The sequence below is a fragment of the Citrobacter sp. Cb080 genome, assembly GCF_030334745.1.
GTDB lineage: Bacteria > Pseudomonadota > Gammaproteobacteria > Enterobacterales > Enterobacteriaceae > Citrobacter > Citrobacter braakii.
Window position 1 is genome coordinate 91,398 of sequence record NZ_JAOWDG010000085.1, and the last position, 21,059, is coordinate 112,456.

Below are 21,059 nucleotides of genomic sequence, written 5' to 3' on the forward strand. Positions count from 1 at the left end.
TATAAATTTCCATATGGAGGCTTCCCATTCCGTTGAGAAGTATGGCGTAACCAGAAGGCCGGATGGCAACGGAGATCGTGCTCCTGAGAAAGTGCCGGATAACGGTGTAAACACCTTATCCGGCCCACAACGGATCGTAGGCCCGGTAAGCATAGCGCCACCGGGCATTTTTTACTCTTCTTCTGCCTGGGCTTTCTTCGCCAGGCCATCCAGCAGTTTTTGATGGATGCCACCAAACCCGCCGTTACTCATCACCAGGATGTGATCGCCAGGCTGTGCAGTTTTCACCACCATATCTGCCAGTGCATCCACATCGCCGCTCCAGTGCGCAGGCTGAACGCAGGCTTCAGCGACTTCTGCTACCTGCCACGGAATATGCGGGGGTTGCAGCAGGAACACTTCGTCCGCACGCCCTAACGACGGCGCCAGGTCATCTTTGCACAGGCCCATTTTCATGGTGTTCGAGCGTGGTTCCAGCACCGCGATGATGCGCGCCGTGCCCCCCACTTTACCGCGCAGCGCCGCAAGCGTTGCCAGAATGGCCGTTGGGTGATGGGCGAAATCGTCATACACCGTCACGCCATTGGCTTCGCCGCGCAGCTCAAGACGGCGACGGGCGTTGATGAACGAGCCCAGCGCATTGGCTGCATCCGCAGGCACGACGCCAACATGGCGCGCGGCAGCAATCGCCATCAGACCGTTGTGCATGTTGTGCTCACCTACCAGGCCCCACTTCACCACGCCAACATTTTCACCGTCCAGCCACACTTCCCATTCGGATGCATCAGTGGTCAGCTTTTTCGCCTGCCAGTGACCTTGTTCACCAACCAGCTCTTGTTCGCTCCAGCAGCCCATCGCCATCGTCTGTTTCAGATTGATGTCGTTTTCCGGGTAGATAATGCGTCCCTGGCCCGGCACGATACGCACCAGGTGGTGGAACTGTTTCTGGATCGCTTTCAGATCGTCAAAAATATCCGCGTGATCGAACTCAAGGTTGTTGAGGATCAGCGTACGCGGGCAGTAATGTACGAATTTAGAACGCTTATCGAAGAAGGCGCAATCGTACTCATCCGCTTCAATCACGAAGAAGTCGCTCTCACCCAGGCGCGCGGAAACCTCAAAGTTACCCGGTACGCCGCCGATCACAAAGCCAGGCTTATAGCCGCAGGCTTCGAGGATCCAGGTCGCCATTCCGGCGGTGGTGGTTTGCCGTGCGTCCCCGCAACCGCCAGTACCCAACGATCGCGCAGCACAAAGTCATGCAGCCACTGCGGGCCGGACATATACGGAATGTTCTTTTCCAGCACCGCTTCCACACACGGATTACCCCGGGTCATGGCATTGCCAATGATCACCAGGTCCGGCTGCGGATCGAGCTGGCTGGCATCGTAACCCTGAATCAGATCAATGCTTTGCTTCTCAAGTAAGGTACTCATCGGCGGATACACATTGGCGTCCGAACCGGTTACTTCATGACCGAGTGAGCGCGCCAGCATCGCCAGACCGCCCATGAAAGTGCCACAAATTCCCAAAATATGAATGCGCATACGTCACTATCCTTTTTTAATCTGGGTGCCATTTTACGCACATGTCCGGCAAGTGAGAAACGCATTTCAGGATATTCCGTAGTTTGCTGGCGCGATTCACCTAAGCGCGACAATGGAAATATTTGTTAATATTGTTGCGGTCGCTTTACTCCACATAAATTGCAGGGAAAGTGTTATGAAAACGTTAGGTGAATTTATTGTCGAAAAGCAGCACGAGTTTTCTCATGCTACCGGTGAACTCACTGCTTTGTTGTCGGCAATAAAGCTGGGCGCCAAGATCATCCACCGCGATATCAACAAGGCCGGTCTGGTCGATATCCTGGGTGCCAGCGGTGCTGAGAACGTGCAGGGAGAGGTTCAGCAAAAACTCGATCTGTTCGCGAACGAAAAACTGAAAGCTGCACTGAAGGCGCGCGACATTGTGGCGGGCATTGCCTCGGAAGAAGAAGATGAAATCGTCGTCTTTGAAGGCTGTGAACACGCAAAATATGTTGTGCTGATGGATCCTCTGGATGGCTCATCCAACATCGATGTTAACGTCTCTGTCGGTACGATTTTCTCTATTTATCGCCGCGTAACCCCAGTCGGCACGCCGGTCACGGAAGAGGATTTCCTGCAACCAGGCAACAAGCAGGTTGCTGCGGGCTACGTTGTTTATGGTTCTTCCACCATGCTGGTGTATACCACCGGCTGTGGCGTACACGCCTTCACCTACGATCCTTCTCTGGGCGTATTCTGCCTCAGCCAGGAACGTATGCGCTTCCCGGCGAAAGGCAGCACGTACTCCATTAACGAAGGCAACTACATTAAATTCCCGAACGGCGTGAAGAAGTACATTAAATTCTGCCAGGAAGAAGATAAGTCAACTCAGCGCCCGTACACCTCGCGCTACATTGGCTCTCTGGTTGCGGATTTCCATCGTAATCTGCTCAAAGGCGGGATCTACCTGTACCCAAGCACCGCCAGCCACCCGCAAGGGAAGCTGCGTCTGCTGTACGAATGCAATCCGATGGCCTTCCTGGCCGAGCAGGCGGGCGGCAAAGCGAGCGATGGTAAAGATCGCATTCTGGATATCACCCCGGAAAGCCTGCACCAGCGTCGCTCCTTCTTCGTAGGTAACGACCATATGGTTGAAGATGTAGAACGCTTTATCCGCGAATTCCCGGACGCGTAATACGCTTTGCCGGATGAGACGTGTTAACGCCATCATCCGGCAAATTTAACCCTACGCCGTTTGTACTTTAAACGCCGCCATTGCTTCGAGCAGCGCATGTGACTGCTCTTCCAGCGAGCGGGTAGCCGCTGAAGATTGCTGTACCAGCGCCGCATTTTGCTGCGCCGTTTCATCCATCTGAATCACCGCGATATTCACCTGCTCAATGCCGCGACTCTGTTCCTGCGACGCGCTGGCAATTTCACGCATCAGTTTGGTCATGCGCATCACTTCATTGGCAATCTCATCCATGGTTTCGCCCGCCTGCTGCGCCAGCTCGCTGCCTTCTCCCACGTGGGTGTGTGAATCGCTGATTAACGTGCGGATCTCTTTTGCCGCCTCGGCGCTGCGGCTGGCCAGATTACGCACTTCACCCGCAACGACCGCAAAGCCCCGCCCTTGCTCACCGGCACGCGCCGCTTCAACAGAAGCATTGAGCGCCAGGATATTGGTCTGGAAAGCAATACCGTCGATTACGCTGAGGATGTCGGCGATTCGGCTGGAACTGCCGGAAATATCGCGCATTTTCTCAATCACATAGCACACCATCTCACTGCCGCGATCGGCGGTATCCGACACCGATTTTGCCAACTGGTGTGCCTGTTCCGCGTTCTGCGCATTCTGTTTCACGGTCGCCGTGAGTTCTTCCATACTGGCGGCGGTCTGCTCCAGCGAAGTGGCTGTCGATTCAGTACGTTGTGCCAGATGCTGGTTCCCGGCCGTCAGCTCACGGCTACCAATATCAATTTGTAAACTGGCATCGCGGACACGCTGTACCGAGTCGCCCAGCGCATGGCGCATTTCATCCATTGCCGCGTTCAGACGGTTGAATTCGGCGCTGGCCGACAGCGCGGTAACCGGCGACAAATCCCCCGTCGCCAGGCGTTCCAGTTGCTCAACCATATTATCCAGCGGCTTGAGAAACTTATTTCGCAACATGAACCAAATCACCGCCAGCAATGCGAGGGCAGCCAACATCGAGGCACTCATAATACCGTGGTAAATCAACGAAGTAATGATACGGGTAGAGGCATATAGCCCCATACCGCCGGTCAGCAACAGAAGGAACGTCAGCAGAGACAATAACACCAACAAACTTGATCGAATTGAAAGGGATTTTGGCATCGTTATATTTCCGGTTGTAGGGTTAAAACAGACCTGTACAGAACCTATCGACTACAACCGGAAAAAGTTTAGGTATTTAAATGTTTAGTGAAAAATCAGGATGTTACTTTGGTGTTGCCGCCGTGCCCACTCTGGTTACTGGCGAGCTTTGACGATTTTCCCAAAGTACCGTCAGACCGCGCTGTAAGGCAATAAAAATAAACAATAAAATGCCAATCGCGATCTTCGTCCACCAGGAACTTAATGTGCCGTCAAAATTAATGTAGGTCTGGATCAACCCCTGAATGGCGACACCAAACAACGTTCCTAACACCGTACCGACCCCACCGCTCAACAGGGTTCCGCCAATCACGACTGAGGCAATCGCATCCAGCTCAACGCCGACGCCCGCCAGCGCATAACCCGCCTGGGTGTAAATTGAAAAGACAATGCCAGCAAGCGTCGCAAGCCCGGTCGACAGCATATAGATACGGATGGTCGTGCTGCGGGTTGAGATCCCCATCAGGTTGGCAGAGGTGGCGTTGCCGCCAATCGCGTAAACCTGATTACCAAAGCGCGTACGGTGCGCCAGGAATATGCCAATGACGACTACCGCCAGCATCAGCAATCCCATTGCACTCAGGCGACCGCCGCCGGGAATTTTCCATGCCAGGCTTGAGAGCATGTCATAAACCGGATGGTTAATTGGGATCGACTCTTCAGACACCAGATAGCTGACGCCGCGCAGGAAGAACATTCCCGCCAGGGTAATAATGAATGCTGGGATCTTCAGCGCATCAATCAGTAACCCCATAAACGCGCCAAACGCGCAGCCCATCAGCAGAATCAGGGGAAACGCCAACAGCGGAGATATACCCCAGTAGCCAATGGCCTTCGCCAGAAATACGCCGGTAAACGCGATCACCGAGCCAACGGACAGGTCGATCCCGCCAGAGAGAATCACGAAAGTCATGCCCACGGCGATGATGCCCAGAAAAGCGTTATCGGTCAGGATATTGCAGATAACTCTGGTTGAAGCAAAAGCCGGAAACTGTGTCAGGCAGTAGAGGTAACCCAGTACAAACACGCCGAGGGTGATCATCAGCGGTAAATTACGTTTTATCATGACCACGCACTCCTTTTATCAGGCTGATAAAGCGTTGTGATTGCACGACCAGCACACACAACACCACCACGGCTTTGACCACTTGATTTAGTTCTGGCGGGAAGCCCGACAGTAAAATCCCGGTATTCATGCCCTGAATAATCAATGCCCCGACCACCGACAGCAGCAGATTAAAGCGCCCGCCCATCAGCGAGCCGCCGCCGATGACTACCGCCAGGATGGCATCCAGTTCCAGCCACAATCCGGCGTTATTGGCATCTGCCCCGCGGATATCCGCCGTGACGATAATGCCGGCGATAGCCGCACACAGACCGCTCAGCACATAGGTGAGCATCACGATAATGCGCGTGTTCACCCCGGCGTTTTTTGCCGCACGAATGTTGATGCCTACCGCTTCAATAAACATCCCCAGCGCCGTTTTACGCGTCAGTAGCCAGAACACCACCAGCGTTAGCAGGGCAATGATCACTGGCGTGGGGAACAGTAAGAGCGAGCCGCTGCCAAACCACGACAGTTCGGGCGAGTTGAAGGTGACGATCTGCCCGGAGGTGATAAGCTGCGCCACTCCGCGCCCGGCCACCATCAGGATTAGCGTGGCAACGAACGGTTGGATCTTGAGGATTGCCACCAGAATCCCGTTCCATAACCCTGCCAGAATGCCGGAGCCTAAGGCGGCAAGCAGCACCACCGGCAAACTGTGCCCGGCCACCGTCATCGCCGCGGTGGTGGCACCGGCAATGGCCATGACGGCGCCTACGGAAAGGTCGATGCCGCCGGTGGCAATCACCAGCGTCATGCCAATCGCTAACAGCGCCACGGGGGCGGCACGGTTGAGAATATCAATCGGGCTACCGAACAGCCGACCATCTTGCAAAATCACCTGATAAAAGTGCGGTGCGACCAGGCTATCCACCAGCAGCACCAGCAGTAGCGCCACCAGTTGTGGCATGCCTTTTGGCCAGCGGAATCGCCGTTGCGGCGGAGTGGATTGAGGGAGAGATTGAGGCATCACCATAGTCTCCTTAGGCCGCAATGGCGTTCATGATCGCCGGTACGGACAGTTCAGCCAGCGGGATCTCGGCCACCTGTTTGCGATCGCGCATAATAATGACCCGATCGGCATAGCCCACTAACTCTTCCAGTTCGGATGAAATCACCAGCAGCGCCAGACCATCCGCGCACAGCGTTTCGATCAGGCGGATGATCTCGGCATGCGCGCCGACGCCGATCCCACGCGTAGGTTCATCGAGGATCAGGAACTGCGGTTTGGTCAGTAACCAGCGCGAGAGCAATACTTTTTGCTGATTGCCGCCGGAGAGGAATTCGATCGGCTGTTCAGCGTTGGGGGTGCGAATTCCGAGCTGGCGGATAAAACGCTCGGCAATCTCATTTTGTTCTTTCCGCGGAATAGGCCGCAGCCAGCCACGCTGCGCCTGTAATGCCAGAATGATGTTTTCCCGCACCGAAGCGGCGGCGATAATACCATCCGTTTTGCGATCCTCCGGACAGAAGCCGATCCCCAGACACGAAGCCTGATGCGGCGATCGCAAGGTCTGCGCTTTGCCTTTGATCAGCGCACTGCCGCTGTCGGCGGGTTTAATACCGAAGATCACCTCCGCCGTTTCCGTTCGCCCGGATCCCAGCAGTCCAGCGAGACCGACGATCTCACCAGGGCGCACCTGTAGATCAAACGGCGCGATGGTGCCTTTCTTGCCAAAGTCGCTAAAGGCCGCCACTGGTTTATCACTCAGCAGCGTACGGCCCGCACGCTGTAGCGCATGGGTATCCAGTTCGCGACCCAGCATCATTTTGACCAGTTCGATCTGTGGCAGTTCGCGGGTTTCACGGCAGCCAACGAAGCCGCCGTTACGCAGGACGGTAATGCGATCGCTGACCTGATAGACCTGATCGAGGAAGTGGGTAACGAAGATCAGACTGACGCCCCGATCGCGCAGATGCCGCATCAGGCCGAACAGCATTTCTACCTCCTGGGTATCAAGACTGGCGGTGGGCTCATCGAGGATCAGCACTTTCGCGGAGAGATCGATCGCCCGACAGATGGCGACGATCTGCTGCATCGCCACGGAAAAGCGGTTCAGCGGCTCGCGCACGTCGAGTGAAAAACCGTATGACGCCATTAACTCCGTCGCGCGTTTTTCCATCTGCTTGCGCAGCAGCAGGCCAAAACGCCGCGGTTCACGGCCAATAAACAAGTTATCCGCTACCGACATATTGGGCAGCAGATTCACTTCCTGATACACGGTACCGATCCCCAACTGCTGGGCATGGGCGGTATTTTTGGGGGAGATAGGCTGGCCTTCGAGCCAGATCGTGCCGCGATCTGCATGGTAAACGCCGGTCAGCGCTTTGATCAGCGTCGATTTACCGGCTCCGTTTTCTCCCAGCAGCGCCATAATCTCACCGCGACGCAAGCTGAAATCCACGTTATCCAGCGCTTTGACGCCGGGAAAGAATTTGCTTAATCCTTCGGTGCGGAGGATTTCCTGATGGGGGTCGGTGGTCATGGCATTCCTCCGGTACGAAATCACGGCCTTTTCGTAGGCCTGATAAGCGCAACGCCATCAGGCCTACGGAAGACCGGCAGCAAAACTAGTAGCCCATGTTTTTCTTCTTCTCTAACTCTTCTTTCGCCGTATCCGGCAGATAGAGGATCGACTTGGTAATGGTCAGCTTCTCAGGCATCGTGCCGTCTTTTTTGAATTTCTCCAGCGCGTCGAATGCCGGGCCTGCCATATTCGGCGTCAGCTCGACGCTGGCGTTGGCTTCACCGTCAATCATTGCTTTGTAGATATCCGGTACACCGTCGATGGAACCGGTCAGAATATCTTTGCCGGGTTTCAGGCCTGCTTCTTTAATCGCCTGGATTGCCCCGATCACCATGTCATCGTTGTGGGCGTAAACCATGCAGATGTTCTTGCCATTGTTTTCCGCTTTGATAAAGCTCTCCATCACTTCTTTCCCTTTACTGCGGGTGAAGTCGCCGGACTGTGAGCGGATAATCTTAATGTTTGGCGTGTTGGCGATGGCTTCAGCAAACCCTTTTTTACGATCGATGGCCACGCTGGCCCCGACGGTCCCTTGCAGCTCAACGACGTTACACGGCTTGCCGTTCACCTGTTTAATCAACCAGTCGCCGATCAATTTACCTTCCAGCACGTTGTCGGCGGTGACCGTGGTCATATAGAGAGATTTGTCTTTTACATCGATGGAACGATCGAGCAAAAAGACCGGAATGTCGGCATCTTTAGCTTCTTTTAAAACCGGTTCCCAACCCGTTGCCACGACCGGCGCAATAAAGATGGCGTCAACGCCCTGCGCAACAAATGAGCGAACTGCTTTAATCTGGTTTTCCTGCTTTTGCTGGCCGTCAGCGATTTTCAGCGTAATACCACGCTTTTCAGCCTCGCTTTTCGCAACGTTGGTTTCTGCGGCGCGCCAGCCGGATTCAGAGCCAACTTGCGAAAATCCTACGGTTAAAGGGGCTGCCATTGCCATAGACGACATGGCTGCCGAAACTGCTGTGACTAAAAGTAAGCGCTTCCACATAAGTGCGTCCTCGTAGGGTGATTATTGTTGGTTAATAAACCGTCGCGAAAAAACTATAGATAATTGAGCATGTAACGAATTGCGTTACATCACACTTCAAAAAAGTAAATAAAACGTTAATCACAACTTTGTAATCGCTTTCATCCCGCTATGAAAAATGCGGCTGAAGATATGGATTTTTCTGTCACGAGAGAGGGGTAAAAAGAAGAAAATGAGCGCAGAGAAAGCGAAAACAAGCGGAGACATTCAGCGCGAGTTGGCTATAATACCCGCCACTTGTTTGCCATAGCTTATTTAAAGGAAACAGACATGAGCTTACTCAACGTCCCTGCCGGTAAAGATCTGCCGGAAGATATCTACGTTGTTATCGAGATCCCTGCCAACGCAGATCCGATCAAATACGAAGTTGACAAAGAGAGCGGCGCCCTGTTCGTTGACCGCTTCATGTCCACCGCGATGTTCTATCCGTGCAACTACGGTTACATCAACCACACCCTGTCTCTGGACGGTGACCCAGTAGACGTTCTTGTCCCGACTCCGTACCCGCTGGAGCCAGGTTCAGTGATCCGCTGCCGTCCGGTTGGCGTACTGAAAATGACTGACGAATCCGGTGAAGATGCGAAACTGGTTGCGGTTCCGCACACTAAGCTGAGCAAAGAATACGATCACATCAAAGATGTGACCGACCTGCCGGAACTGCTGAAAGCACAGATCACCCACTTCTTCGAACACTACAAAGATCTCGAAGCGGGCAAATGGGTGAAAGTTGACGGTTGGGACAACGCTGAAGCCGCTAAAGCTGAAATCGTTGCTTCTTTCGAGCGCGCGAAGAAGTAAGTTCGCGTTAGCTTAAAACCCTGAACGCCAGTCTCTGGTTAGTAAGGGTTTTTAAATTTCTACGTTCTACCACCTCTCCCCTTCGCTGTTTTCTTTTTGACCTACCAGAATGGGTAGTCACATTTCATTTATCTTAATTGCGAATGATATTAGATCTCATTATCATTCTCATCATGTAAATAAATGTGAATAAAAGTCAATGAACCTCCACAATGTGAAGTCCCTGAAACGCTATTCCTGCGTGGCACTCGCCACAGCGCTGTTATTTACCAGCCTGTCCAGCGTGGCGCAGACGCTACCTGAGAAAGATTTTCTGACTCGCGATGTCGGTAACGGCGTGTATGAGCTGGCGGTTGATAGCCAGCAGAATGCGCTTTTTGTCGCCTCGTCGCCGTCGTTTGATAAAGATAAAACCAGCGGGCTTATCTACAAACTCGATCTGGAGAAACTCACGACGACTGAAGTCATCGACACCAGTCGTCGTGCCTTTGCCACCGCGCTGGATGAAGAAAACCAGGTGCTGTATGTCGGCAACACGCTGGAAGGTTCAGTAACGCTAGTCGATACCCGCAGCGGTAAAGAGCTGGCGATACTGCAACTGAGCGAAGCCAAAAACCCGAAAGATATTGTTCATACGCGTGAAATGGTGCTCGATAAACAGCACCACCGTCTGTACGTTTCCGGCGTGGCTGAAAAGGGCATAGTCTGGGTGGTGGACACACAAAAGCGCGAGAAAATCGCCACCCTCGAGAACATGGGCCAGTACCCGACCGGCATGGCCGTGGATGCAAATAAGAACCGCCTGTATGTTGTGAATGGCCGAAACGAACTTATTACGCTGGATACCACCAACCATCAAATTATTAATCGCTTTACCATTGAGCCAGATAAAAAACATTTTTTCCTGAATATTGCCCTGGATGCAAAAAATAACCGCGCATTCCTGACCGATCCGGATTTAGCGGACGTACTGGTTTTTGATCTTAATACCGGTAAGGTTATTGCACCAATTAAGGTTATTAACTCGCTGGTAGTGATATATAACGAAAAACGCCAGGAAGTTTATATCACCCACCGTAATGCTAAACGCATCAGCATTGTGAACAGCAAGACCTACCAGGTAAAACAAAGCATTGAAACCAATGCATTACCTAACAGCCTGGCGCTCTCGGCAGATGCTAACACCCTGTACGTCAGCGTCAAACAGTCGGAAAAAATGACAGGTGTGAAGCCCGACTACGTGCTGAAAATCGATCTCTCTAAATATTAATAATTAAAAAACTATCTGCACCTTGCAGCTTTTTTGAGCTGCAAGGTGATGTTTTTATTTTTTACTTTTCAGGTGTCTATATTATGAAAACGCGTCAACTTATTACGCTGACAGGGATCGTTGCATTCTCAGGCGGTGTTATTTTCCCCACCCAGGCAGAAGAACTCACCGAGACCTCACGCACTAGCGAAGATGAAATGGTGATCACCGCATCCGGATTCTCGCAGCAAAAACGCGAAGCGCCGGCCACTATTTCAGTTATCGATCGTAACACGCTGGATATTCAGCCGGACCGTAGCATCGGTGAAGCCATTAAAAACCTTCCCGGTGTCTCGGTCACCAACAGCAGTGGCATGAACGCCGGTAGCATTATGATCCGCGGCATGGACCCGTCCTATACCGCTTTTATGGTCAACAGCGTCAAACAAAATACCGGTGAATCTCGTCCTTACGGACATGATATTGGTACTGAAGCCAACTTCTTACCGCCAATGGAGGCCATTGAGCGTATCGAAGTTATCCGTGGGCCGATGTCCTCGCTGTACGGTTCAGACGCCATCGGCGGTGTGGTTAACGTCATTACCAAAAAACCGTACGGCGCAAAAGAGTGGACCACGGCAATTGCTGCCAATACCTGGCTGCAGGAACACCAGTATTTAGGTAATACCAGCCAGATGAATTTGTTTACCATGGGGCCGATTGTGCCCGATGTTCTCGGCCTTAGCGTGGCGGCCGACTGGCTTGACCGTCGCGATGACGATCGCAATAACTATTTTGGCAAACACAATCGTAAATCCGTTGATATGACATTGGGCCTGGCCGCCAGCGAGAATAACCTGTTCGATCTCAACGTGGTCACCGGTGAGCAGGAAAAAAACCGTACCCAGAAACGCGGTGCGCCGTGGTCATGGCTGTTCGATCGTAACGCCGCCACCCTGACGCATACCGGCTGGTATGCAGACGACACCATCGCGACAACCAACTACATAAACTATGAAAAAGGCCGTTCGAAGTACGTTTATGACGGACAGTCCCCGCAGTATGTGCAGATGGAGAACTACGTCGCCAATTCGCAAACCACTTTCACGCTCGACACCCATAAACTGACCGTTGGGGCGAATTTCACGCGCGAAGAGCTGAATGACCGCTTTGATGTGGCCAACAAAACGCTGCCCGGATCTGACCCGGTGACCAAAATCAGCCGTAACGATTGGGCATTGTTTGCTGAAGACGGCTGGAGCATTGGCGATTTCATCCTGACCACGTCAGCGAGGATGGACCAGGATGACAATTTTGGCACACATATTACGCCGAAAATGTACGGTAACTGGGCCTTTAGCAATGACTGGGCGCTGAAAGGCGGCGTTTCCGCAGGCTATAAAAAACCGGAGCTGCGCGCGACGTCCAGCAACTTCGTAACTCCTTACGGCTCAACCGTACCTTATCCCTTCCTCACCGTTGGTAACGACGACCTGAAACCTGAACAAAGCGTTAACTCTGAACTGGGCCTCTACTGGACGGGAGATGCGCTATCGCTCGACAGCACCGTCTTCTATACGCAGTTCAAAGACAAAATTGCTGAACAAACTATTTGTGAAACCACGTCGACGAACCAGTGCTCCGTCAACGGCTACAACGCGGATTCCGTCAGTAAATACTTCAACGTCAGCGAGGCGGATGTATACGGTATAGAACTGAATGCCGACTGGCAGATTACCGCCGATGTAAAAGCCAACGCTAACTACACCTGGAACCACAGCGAACAAAAAAGCGGCGTTAACAAAGGCTACGCGCTCAACGATTATCCGCGCCATATGGCGAATCTGTCGCTGAACTGGGCGGCAACGCAAAGCCTGGACGTATGGAGTACGGTGAATTATCGCAGCAGTAACCGCAACAGCGGCAATAACTATAAATACGATGACTACACAATGGTGGACGTAGGCGTACGTTATCAGCTCAATAAGCACACGCAACTGATGGCTGGGGTCTACAACGTGTTGGATGAAGATCCGAAACTGACAACCGCGTGGAACGAATCCGCACAGGTGGAAGGACGCCGCTATAACCTCGGCGCGCGCGTGGAGTTTTAAATCCAGAATAAAACAACGCCACCCGAGGGTGGCGTGTTCATATCAGTACTGGTCTCGGTCTAACCAGTTACCGCTTTCAATCAGCGTTAAGCCATCAACCGGACGTTGGTACACGTACATCCATGCACTTCCGTACGGCGTTTGAATTAACTGGCGTGCGTATTCACCGCCACGGGTACGCAGAGCGTCAAGCTCTGCCAGCGTGGCGTTATCAATACGATAAACTTCCCCGTGTACTGTTCCCTCTCCTGGAACGGCGCCTGGATAGTGGCCCAGGCTATACAACTGGTAGTTGTCGATACTGAAATTTCCCAGCAACAGGGCATTGGTCATCCAGTGGCTGTTGCCTTGTTTGGTTCGTAAACTGCCGTAGACAAATATTCGCATTGCTAAAACTCGAACTGATAGAGCAAATCAAGTGCCTGATCTACGCCAGACACAGCTTCCAGATATAGCTTAGGCATCAGACGATAACGTAGCGTGAGTGTCGCTAAGGAGTCAAATATACCCACACCATATTTCACCTGCAGACCTGGCAGTACGTATCCGCTGACAACCACCTGAGATGAATCACCCACCCCTTGTGTGTCCAGTGCCAGATTGCTTACGCCAAATGTCTCCCCGATTTTACCCACAACCTGACCACTTTGTGCAACCCCCAGACCAATAAGCATTGAAGTCATTGCCGCGCTGTCGCTCTGTTCACTATCCAGTCCTTGTCCGCGTAGCAGGTAGGAAAGCGCCATTTGCTGCGACATCGCCGGGTCGGAGAAGATTTCCGCCTTCGGTTCATCGGCAGTGCCCGTGACGCGAACCCCGGCGATCACGTCGTCTTCGGTGGCTTCCGGGTTACGAATTGCTTCGATGTTGAGTAACGGCTGATCAGGCGGACCGGAGAACAACAGTTCGCCCTTACGCACAATCAGATCCTGACCATAGGCATGGAAACGCCCGCTCGGAATATTAATTTGTCCGTTCAGCCCCAGCCCCTGCTTATCCTGCACCACTTTCAGATCGCCCGTCAGACGCGCTTTTAGACCAAAGGCGTCAATACGCACGTTGTTACCGACGTGGATGTTCAGGTTGCTGTTGATCGGAATACCTGCTGTCTGCGGTTTCTCCGGTTGCAGATTGTTGTTAAGCATGACCATATCGCTGGAAACCCCTACCGCGCTCTCCGGAAGGTCGTGTACCACGATACGCGCCCACGGCACATCCACGTTGCCATCAAGAGTAAACAGGCTCGGCGTGGCTTCAAAGACCACGTCCGGCGATACGTCCAGGCGGACCATCGGCGGCACGGTAATACGAACCCTGCTGCCTTTAGCCGCAACGCGCGCCCGCCAGTTGTCTATCTGACTCCAGTCGGCATCGCCGCTCAGGTTAATTTCGCCCTGCTGCGTACGCACCACGCCCGCCAGCGTTGAGCGTGTTCCGGTGAAGTTAACGGCTAACTGGCTTGGCTGCATGTCAAACGGCATAAAGTTGCCGTCGATATCCAGACCGCTCAGTTGCAGTTGTCCGAGCAGTTGCGGGCTTTGCACATCACCGCCCAGACGTAGGTTGGCGTTGATCACCCCAGCCGCTTTTTCACCGCGCGAGAAAATGGGGTTCACCATCGCCAGATTAAAGTTGCGGATGTTGACGTTGCCGCCGAGACTGCGGCGTCCTTGCGGATCAGTCACCTGCACCTGGCCGTCAAACTGCCCGTTGTTGGTCAGGCGAATCAGCCAGCCCAGCTCGGCACGGTTATTGTGCAGGTCGGCGGTCAGATTCAGCGTTTCAAACGCCACAGGGAGCGGCGCATCGTTCACGCTTTGCGTGACCTTCACGTTACGTCCGCTCAGCGTAACCTGCCCCTGCGGCAACCCCTCTTTGGTGGTGTCCCAGCTCACATCAGCTTTGCCAGTGAAAACACCGCTGGCCTGGGTTGTATCCGGCATAAACGGTTTTAGCATCGCCAGGTCAAAGCGGTTAAGGTTCACCACCGCGCGTCCTTGTGCACCGGCATCAATAGTTTGCGGTACGCACAGTTCCGCATTCGGGTTGTTCCAGCAGTGCGGCCCAATGCTGATTTTCTGTTCCTGATTGCGATAATCCAGCGCGACAGGGCGGTTAAGGGACCACGGACCGACCGGCGTCTGGAAGCGGGTATCGCTTAACGCACCTTTCCAGCGCTGCTCTTGGCGATCAAAGCTACCTGCCAGGGAGAGCTGCCCGGAGACCGGTTCCCCCTGAATGCGCAACTGCAGCTCATGCTTCTTTTCGCTACCTTTGGCATTGAGCGTCACCAGGCCAATATTCACGTCAGGCTGTACAATCCGCTCTACGCGAACGTTGAGATTACCAGCGATTTGCTCTGCCGATTTCACGTCGCCTTCGACGCGCACCTGAGCGACGGACAGCTCCTGCCAGCGCAGACCCCGGGCGGTGATATCCGCCAGCAGCTGTGGCGCTTCAACCGTACCGCGAACTTTTACCAGCCCTTTCGCCGTACCGCCCAGTCCAGGCAGCGCGTTATCCAGGCTCGGGGCATCAATCGTCGCGTCGAGATTGAGGTCTTTGACCCCCAGTTCCCCTTTCACATCCGCGCTGTTGCGTCCCAGTTCCAGATGCAGGCCCGGGATCGTCCACTGCAGGTAGCTGTTACCCTTCAGCGAACCGTGCACATTAACCTTGTTCTGCTTCACGTTGCCGGTCAGCTTCAGCTCAGGCACCTCCATCTGCCAGCTTCCGCCGTACAGACTGCCGCGAGTTTTCACAAGGCCATTCAGTTTTGATGGCCACTCCGGGATCGCTTTCGCCGTGTTGATGCCATCCAGCGTTAGCTGCCCGCGCCAGCTGATCGCCTGCTGCCAGTCCACCAGCGCTTTCAGCTCAGTTTTCCCTTCCAGCGCCGCAACGCTGAGTTTGTCGAGATTGATCTGCTGTTCGTTGCCTTTGGCGTCCAGCGTGATGGTAGCCGGAGGAATATCCTGACCTTTCACAGCGGTACGCATCGACAGCGTATAGTCGGTCATCTTACCGGTCAGTTTGAGCTTGATGTCATCAGCCTGGAACTGCTTGTCGCCGGTAAACGGCCAGTAAACCTGCTTACTCACCACCTCAAGGTTGAGCGGCAATCCGGCTTCCGCCAGACGCGCCTGGGCGCGCAGATCCATATCCACCGGACCAGACAGATTTACGCCGACTTCCAGCTGTTCACGCAGCGCGCCGCCGACCTTCAGCTTCACCTTTTCGCCTTTTAACGGGTCGACGTTGAGCGTGCTGTTTAACGTAATATCGACCGGCCACGCGTCGGTCAGTTGCGCCGTGCCGCTGGCTTTTACCGTCCCCTGATTCGAGTCGATATCCAGTGCATCGAGTTTCATGTTGCCGTCAATGCTGCTCACTTTCAGCAGCATGTTATGTACCGTTAAATCCTTATCCCCGGTCACGCGCAGCTGCTCGCCGCGAAACGCTTCAATGTTGAGATTGAGCGGCAGATGGACATCGGTCATTTCCGGCAGCACCGGCTTTGAGAACAGATCTTTTAGCGTTTCGCCGAGCGGTTTTTCATCCGGTTGCGGATTTTGAATCTTTGGTTCGACAACCTCTTCCTGCGCCACTTCCGCCACTTTAGGCAGGGCAATCAGCAGCCCCTGTAATGACGTTGGCTTCAGGGTTAGCGTTTTTTCCTGCCAGTTCAGGCCGGAGGTAAATTCCAGCACCGAAACCGTGGTGTCATCGATTTTGATATTGATGTTGTTCAGCGCCACGCGCGAAAGCGTGATTGGGTAAGGTGTGGAAAGGTTAAGCGGACCGCTCTCTTCCTCTTCAACCGGCGCTGATGGCGGCATCTTTTTGCTGTCGATCGCCACGTTGATATTTTTCAGCGACAGATCGTTGACGCACAGGCTGCTGTCCCACAGGCAGTTAAGCCCCACGGCCAGATGCACTTCGCCAGCATTCACCGCCACGCCAGGTTGGTCATAACGAATATTTTTGAGCGATAAATCCCGCCAGCCGCCGGTGACCTGACCAATCTCCAGCCCCGGAACCCAACGATTCGCCGCTTTGAAGATCAGATGCAGGCCCGAAGTGGTGCCGACGAGGAACGCCACCGTGCCTAACAACAGCAGGATAAAAATCAGCACGCCGAGGCTTATCTTCTTCCATAAACTCATAATTCAGGCCCCAGACCGATGTAAAACTGTAAACCATGTTCATCTTTGTCGCCCACAGGGACAGCAAAGTCGAGCTTGATGGGTCCCACTGGCGATTGCCAGCGTACGCCGACCCCGGCACCGGTTTTGAAATCGCTTCTGCGGATATCGCTGACCGCTTCGCCGCTATCGACAAACATCGCGCCCCACCATTTTCCGGTCACGTTGTACTGATATTCCAGCGAGCCGGTCGCCAGCTTCGAGGCCCCTTTCAGCTTGCCGTCGCTGCCTTCAGGCGAAATAGATTTGTATTTGTAGCCGCGAATGCTGCGATCGCCCCCGGCGAAGAAACGCAGATCCGGCGGTACTTTGTCGAAGTCCCCGGTTTCGATCCAGCCGAGGTTGCCGCGCATCACAAAGCGATGACGATCGTACAGGGTGCGGATCCAGACGTTTTGCGCCTGGAAGACGGAGAAATCAACGTCTGAGCCCCAGGCCGTGTTGGAGTAATCGATGGAATAACGTTGGGAGTCGCCCCAAACTGGCATCAGACCGCCGCGCGAGCGCGTCCGACTGATCATCACGCCCGGATAGAGCAGCATGGTGGTGTTAGTGACGTTACCCTGGGTAAAGTGGTCGAGGCTCCAGCGCAGGTTAATCGCGCGCTGCCAGCCGCTGGAGAGATCCCAGTAGCGGGAAACCGCAAGCGTAGTGGAGTCCTGCTCGGTATCGTTTAAATCGGTACGCTTAAAGCCCCCCTGCACCAGGTAATACTGCTCCAGCGGGTTCTTTAATAGCGGCATTTTATAACTGAAATCAAGAACCTGCTCTGGCGCAGAGATGCTGGCGCTGGTGGTCAGGCTGTGGCCATAGGAGTTCATCCACGGCTTTTTCCACGAGGTCTTCACCCGTGGACCGACGTCAGTTGAGTAACCGACCCCGGTTTCGATGGTATTTTCAGTTCGCGGCGACACCACGCCTTTCAGCGGCAGCACTTTGGTTTCACGGGCTTTATCAAATTCCGGTGCGACGACCACGGAATTAAACCATCCGGTCGCCGACAGACGACGGTTCAGTTCGCCCAGATCTTTCGACTCGTACTCTTCACCCTCTTTAAAGGGCACCAGATTTTGCAGGTACTCATCGCGAATTTGCGAGCCTTCAAAAGTGACATGCCCAAAGCGATAGCGTTCACCGCTGTTGTAATCGATATCCCAGAATGCCTGGCGGCGTTCGAGCGCTATCCCAAGCTGGCTTTTATTAAATTCACTGTCGAAATAGCCTTTGCGCAGCGCCACGCTGGTGAGTGATTTTTTGAAGTTATCATAGTCCCCCTGATTCAGCACGGTGCCGATTGCCGGTCGCGTTTTCAGCAGATCGAGGTAATCTTTATCCGTACGTGCGCCACCGCGCAGAATCACTTCGGTGCCGCCAATCAGCACCGGCTCACCAGGGGTCACTTTGGCAATCAGCACCTGGCGTCCTTTCGCCGGCGGCGGACGCAGCTCAAAATCAATGGTGGGCTCAAAGTAGCCCAGCGCTTTTAGCCCTTCGCGGATGGCATCATCAACGCGCGCACGAAAGCGTCGGTCTGGAGTGACTTCATCACTTTGAATCGTGGATAGCTGCGCACGGACGTTTTTCTCCAGCGGTCCTGATAATCCTTCGACCTGTAAGCGAACATTCGCTGCGGCGGCGGAGCCACTTAAGCACAGTAATCCCACCCAACATAACTGACGGATATGTGGCACATTTTCTCCTGAATATCCTTTTTTCCCACCCCTGGAAAAAAATACTATGCCGTTCCTCGGCTTAACAAAAAATCAACAATAAGAGTTGAAAAACAGACGACAACCCAAATATTTCTTATGTTTAACTCTAGACGTATTCACGCCGTTTATTGTGGGCAAAGACGCGTCTCGTTACAACCTTAACCCAAATGACTGATTTCGGGAGAACGGCCATGAGTTTATTTGATAGAAAGCATCTTGTTACTCAAGCAGATGCCCTACCTGGACGCAACACCCCGATGCCAGTGGCAACGCTGCATGCGGTTAACCAACATTCGATGACCAACGTGCCCGACGGTATGGAGATAGCCTTTTTCGCCATGGGATGTTTCTGGGGCGTTGAACGTTTATTCTGGTCATTACCCGGGGTATACAGCACAGCGGCCGGATATACCGGCGGCTACACCCCTAACCCAACCTATCGGGAAGTGTGTTCCGGCGATACCGGACACGCCGAAGCGGTACGCGTCGTCTATGATCCGCATGTTATCAGCTACGAGCAACTGCTGCAGGTGTTCTGGGAAAATCACGACCCGGCGCAGGGCATGCGTCAGGGGAACGACCAGGGGACGCAGTATCGCTCCGCCATTTACCCGTTAACACCGGAGCAAACCGTCGCGGCACAGGCAAGCCTTGAGCGTTTTCAGGCAGCAATGACCGCCGCTGGCGACGAGCGCACTATTACAACGGAAATCACTAGCGCAACCCCGTTCTACTATGCCGAGGACGACCACCAGCAGTATCTGCATAAAAATCCTTATGGGTACTGTGGCATTGGCGGGATTGGCGTTTGTCTGCCGCCACAAGGATAATCGCCACCCTCTGGCGGCTTTACAGTACCTTACGCTATACTAGCTCCTGAAATTGCCGGTCCACTCCCTTCGGACCGGTTTTCAATGTGTATTTCACACGGATTTATCAATTTATCCCTTCCGAGGATCTGGCCTTAACGGTCGGATAAGATATGTTAAACAGTATTTTAGTCATTCTCTGCCTGATCGCCGTGAGTGCGTTTTTCTCGATATCCGAGATCTCGCTTGCTGCATCACGCAAAATAAAACTTAAACTGCTTGCCGATGAAGGCAACGTAAACGCACAACGTGTTTTGAAGATGCAGGAAAACCCCGGCATGTTTTTTACCGTCGTGCAAATTGGCCTTAACGCGGTCGCTATTCTCGGTGGTATTGTCGGTGATGCGGCATTCTCCCCGGCGTTTTACAGCCTTTTCTCGAAGTACTTCACTCCAGAGCTGTCCGAACAGTTAAGCTTTATTCTGTCGTTCTCGCTGGTTACTGGCCTGTTCATCCTGTTCGCGGATTTAACTCCGAAACGCATCGGTATGATTGCGCCAGAAGCTGTGGCTTTGCGTATCATCAACCCGATGCGCTTCTGCCTGCTCGTCTTCCGCCCGCTGGTGTGGTTCTTTAACGGTCTGGCAAATAACATCTTCCGTCTGTTTAAGATCCCGATGGTGCGTAAAGACGACATCACCTCGGACGATATTTACGCCGTGGTCGAAGCGGGTGCGTTGGCGGGGGTTCTGCGTAAGCAGGAACATGAGCTGATTGAAAATGTGTTCGAACTGGAATCCCGTACCGTACCGTCTTCCATGACCTCGCGCGAGAATATTATCTGGTTCGATCTCCACGAAGATGAGCAAAGCCTGAAGAACAAGGTGGCGGAACACCCACACTCCAAATTCCTGGTGTGTAACGAAGATATCGACCACATCATTGGCTATGTCGATTCAAAGGATCTCCTCAACCGCGTACTGGCGAACCAAAGCATGGCGTTGAACAGTGGCGTACAGATCCGCAATACGCTGATTGTGCCGGATACGCTGACGCTCTCTGAAGCGCTGGAAAGCTTCAAAACCGCAGGCGAAGACTTTGCCGTCATCATGAACGAGTACGCGCTGGTGGTGGGGATTATCACGCTCAACGACGTTATGACTACGCTGATGGGCGATTTAGTCGGTCAGGGTCTGGAAGAGCAGATCGTGGCGCGCGATGAAAACTCATGGTTAGTCGATGGCGGTACGCCGATTGATGACGTTATGCGCGTCCTGGATATCGATGAGTTCCCGCAGTCCGGCAACTATGAAACCATCGGCGGCTTTATGATGTTCATGCTGCGTAAAATCCCGAAACGCACCGACTCGGTGAAGTATTCAGGCTACAAATTTGAAGTGGTGGATATCGATAACTACAAGATCGATCAGCTGCTGGTGACGCGTCTGGACAGTAAACCTACCGTACTGGTACCGAAACTGCCGGATGCAAAAGAAGAGGCAAAGGCGTCTTAACGTCCTGCAGAAACATCAACGGCTCCCATCCAGGAGCCGTTTTTTTAACTACCGCATAGCAC

General features: G+C 53.5%; 14 protein-coding genes and 1 pseudogene. 6 read left to right on the forward strand and 9 right to left on the reverse strand.

The window, feature by feature from the left end:
- Positions 1 to 171: 171 nt before the first annotated feature.
- Positions 172 to 1,547, reverse strand: a pseudogene (gene mpl / locus OGV38_RS24475) (UDP-N-acetylmuramate:L-alanyl-gamma-D-glutamyl-meso-diaminopimelate ligase).
- 175 nt (positions 1,548 to 1,722) lie between these two features.
- On the opposite strand from mpl, the gene fbp reads away from it, so the two are divergent.
- Positions 1,723 to 2,721: a class 1 fructose-bisphosphatase gene (fbp, locus tag OGV38_RS24480; protein WP_016151459.1), complete on the forward strand. Its 999-nt coding sequence runs from the start codon at positions 1,723 to 1,725 to the stop codon at positions 2,719 to 2,721.
- Between the two features lie 51 nt (positions 2,722 to 2,772).
- Here the strand turns inward: fbp and OGV38_RS24485 are convergent, their stop codons facing one another.
- From OGV38_RS24485 to ytfQ, 5 genes are all read right to left on the reverse strand, one after another.
- On the reverse strand, positions 2,773 to 3,885 hold the full coding sequence (locus OGV38_RS24485) for a methyl-accepting chemotaxis protein (RefSeq protein WP_016155535.1): 1,113 nt from the start codon (positions 3,883 to 3,885) through the stop codon (positions 2,773 to 2,775).
- A 103-nt stretch (positions 3,886 to 3,988) separates the two neighbouring features.
- Complete coding sequence (yjfF, locus tag OGV38_RS24490; RefSeq protein ID WP_016151457.1) at positions 3,989 to 4,990, reverse strand: galactofuranose ABC transporter, permease protein YjfF; 1,002 nt, start codon at positions 4,988 to 4,990, stop codon at positions 3,989 to 3,991.
- On the reverse strand, positions 4,977 to 5,999 hold the full coding sequence (gene ytfT, locus OGV38_RS24495) for a galactofuranose ABC transporter, ATP-binding protein YtfT (protein ID WP_016155534.1): 1,023 nt from the start codon (positions 5,997 to 5,999) through the stop codon (positions 4,977 to 4,979). Before ytfT ends, yjfF begins: the two co-directional genes overlap by 14 nt.
- Before the next feature lie 13 nt (positions 6,000 to 6,012).
- Positions 6,013 to 7,515 carry a galactofuranose ABC transporter, ATP-binding protein YtfR gene (gene ytfR / locus OGV38_RS24500; RefSeq protein ID WP_286475369.1) on the reverse strand — a complete coding sequence of 501 codons (1,503 nt, stop codon included), beginning with the start codon at positions 7,513 to 7,515 and terminating at the stop codon, positions 6,013 to 6,015.
- Positions 7,516 to 7,600: 85 nt separating this feature from the next.
- Positions 7,601 to 8,557, reverse strand: a complete 957-nt coding sequence (gene ytfQ, locus OGV38_RS24505; protein ID WP_049270636.1) for a galactofuranose ABC transporter substrate-binding protein YtfQ — start codon at positions 8,555 to 8,557, stop codon at positions 7,601 to 7,603.
- 309 nt (positions 8,558 to 8,866) lie between these two features.
- Between ytfQ and ppa the strand changes: the two genes are divergently transcribed.
- The 3 genes from ppa (at position 8,867) to OGV38_RS24520 (ending at position 12,757) form a co-directional block, all read left to right on the forward strand.
- Positions 8,867 to 9,394 carry an inorganic diphosphatase gene (ppa, locus tag OGV38_RS24510; protein ID WP_003025726.1) on the forward strand — a complete coding sequence of 176 codons (528 nt, stop codon included), beginning with the start codon at positions 8,867 to 8,869 and terminating at the stop codon, positions 9,392 to 9,394.
- Between the two features lie 199 nt (positions 9,395 to 9,593).
- Positions 9,594 to 10,664: a 7-bladed beta-propeller protein YncE gene (gene yncE / locus OGV38_RS24515; RefSeq protein WP_286475372.1), complete on the forward strand. Its 1,071-nt coding sequence runs from the start codon at positions 9,594 to 9,596 to the stop codon at positions 10,662 to 10,664.
- A gap of 83 nt (positions 10,665 to 10,747) precedes the next feature.
- Entirely contained in the window at positions 10,748 to 12,757 is a 2,010-nt protein-coding gene (locus OGV38_RS24520; protein WP_286475377.1) for a TonB-dependent receptor domain-containing protein, read from the forward strand.
- Between the two features lie 42 nt (positions 12,758 to 12,799).
- On the opposite strand, the gene OGV38_RS24525 is transcribed toward OGV38_RS24520, so the two are convergent.
- Genes OGV38_RS24525 through tamA form a run of 3 tightly spaced genes read right to left on the reverse strand, consistent with a single transcriptional unit; the run spans position 12,800 to position 18,653 of the window.
- Positions 12,800 to 13,144, reverse strand: coding sequence for a gamma-glutamylcyclotransferase family protein (locus tag OGV38_RS24525; protein WP_016151451.1), 345 nt, complete (start codon positions 13,142 to 13,144; stop codon positions 12,800 to 12,802).
- Between the two features lie 2 nt (positions 13,145 to 13,146).
- The gene (tamB, locus tag OGV38_RS24530) at positions 13,147 to 16,923 is read right to left on the reverse strand and encodes an autotransporter assembly complex protein TamB (protein WP_286475379.1); all 3,777 of its coding nucleotides are present in this window, start codon (positions 16,921 to 16,923) and stop codon (positions 13,147 to 13,149) included.
- The gene (tamA, locus tag OGV38_RS24535; RefSeq protein WP_016155528.1) at positions 16,920 to 18,653 is read right to left on the reverse strand and encodes an autotransporter assembly complex protein TamA; all 1,734 of its coding nucleotides are present in this window, start codon (positions 18,651 to 18,653) and stop codon (positions 16,920 to 16,922) included. Before tamA ends, tamB begins: the two co-directional genes overlap by 4 nt.
- 212 nt (positions 18,654 to 18,865) lie before the next feature.
- Here tamA and msrA point away from each other — a divergent pair, with 212 nt between their 5' ends.
- Positions 18,866 to 19,504 carry a peptide-methionine (S)-S-oxide reductase MsrA gene (gene msrA, locus OGV38_RS24540; RefSeq protein ID WP_269518272.1) on the forward strand — a complete coding sequence of 213 codons (639 nt, stop codon included), beginning with the start codon at positions 18,866 to 18,868 and terminating at the stop codon, positions 19,502 to 19,504.
- 152 nt (positions 19,505 to 19,656) lie between these two features.
- A complete protein-coding gene (gene paeA, locus OGV38_RS24545) occupies positions 19,657 to 20,997 on the forward strand; it encodes a polyamine export protein PaeA (protein ID WP_003830418.1) in 1,341 nt (446 codons plus the stop codon).
- The last annotated feature ends 62 nt before the right edge of the window (positions 20,998 to 21,059 follow it).

Coding starts and splice junctions, on each gene's coding strand:
- fbp (WP_016151459.1), top strand. CDS start 1,723: ATGAAAACGTTAGGTGAATTTATTGTCGAAAAGCAGCACGAGTTTTCT.
- OGV38_RS24485 (WP_016155535.1), bottom strand. CDS start 3,885: ATGCCAAAATCCCTTTCAATTCGATCAAGTTTGTTGGTGTTATTGTCT.
- yjfF (WP_016151457.1), bottom strand. CDS start 4,990: ATGATAAAACGTAATTTACCGCTGATGATCACCCTCGGCGTGTTTGTA.
- ytfT (WP_016155534.1), bottom strand. CDS start 5,999: ATGCCTCAATCTCTCCCTCAATCCACTCCGCCGCAACGGCGATTCCGC.
- ytfR (WP_286475369.1), bottom strand. CDS start 7,515: ATGACCACCGACCCCCATCAGGAAATCCTCCGCACCGAAGGATTAAGC.
- ytfQ (WP_049270636.1), bottom strand. CDS start 8,557: ATGTGGAAGCGCTTACTTTTAGTCACAGCAGTTTCGGCAGCCATGTCG.
- ppa (WP_003025726.1), top strand. CDS start 8,867: ATGAGCTTACTCAACGTCCCTGCCGGTAAAGATCTGCCGGAAGATATC.
- yncE (WP_286475372.1), top strand. CDS start 9,594: ATGAACCTCCACAATGTGAAGTCCCTGAAACGCTATTCCTGCGTGGCA.
- OGV38_RS24520 (WP_286475377.1), top strand. CDS start 10,748: ATGAAAACGCGTCAACTTATTACGCTGACAGGGATCGTTGCATTCTCA.
- OGV38_RS24525 (WP_016151451.1), bottom strand. CDS start 13,144: ATGCGAATATTTGTCTACGGCAGTTTACGAACCAAACAAGGCAACAGC.
- tamB (WP_286475379.1), bottom strand. CDS start 16,923: ATGAGTTTATGGAAGAAGATAAGCCTCGGCGTGCTGATTTTTATCCTG.
- msrA (WP_269518272.1), top strand. CDS start 18,866: ATGAGTTTATTTGATAGAAAGCATCTTGTTACTCAAGCAGATGCCCTA.
- paeA (WP_003830418.1), top strand. CDS start 19,657: ATGTTAAACAGTATTTTAGTCATTCTCTGCCTGATCGCCGTGAGTGCG.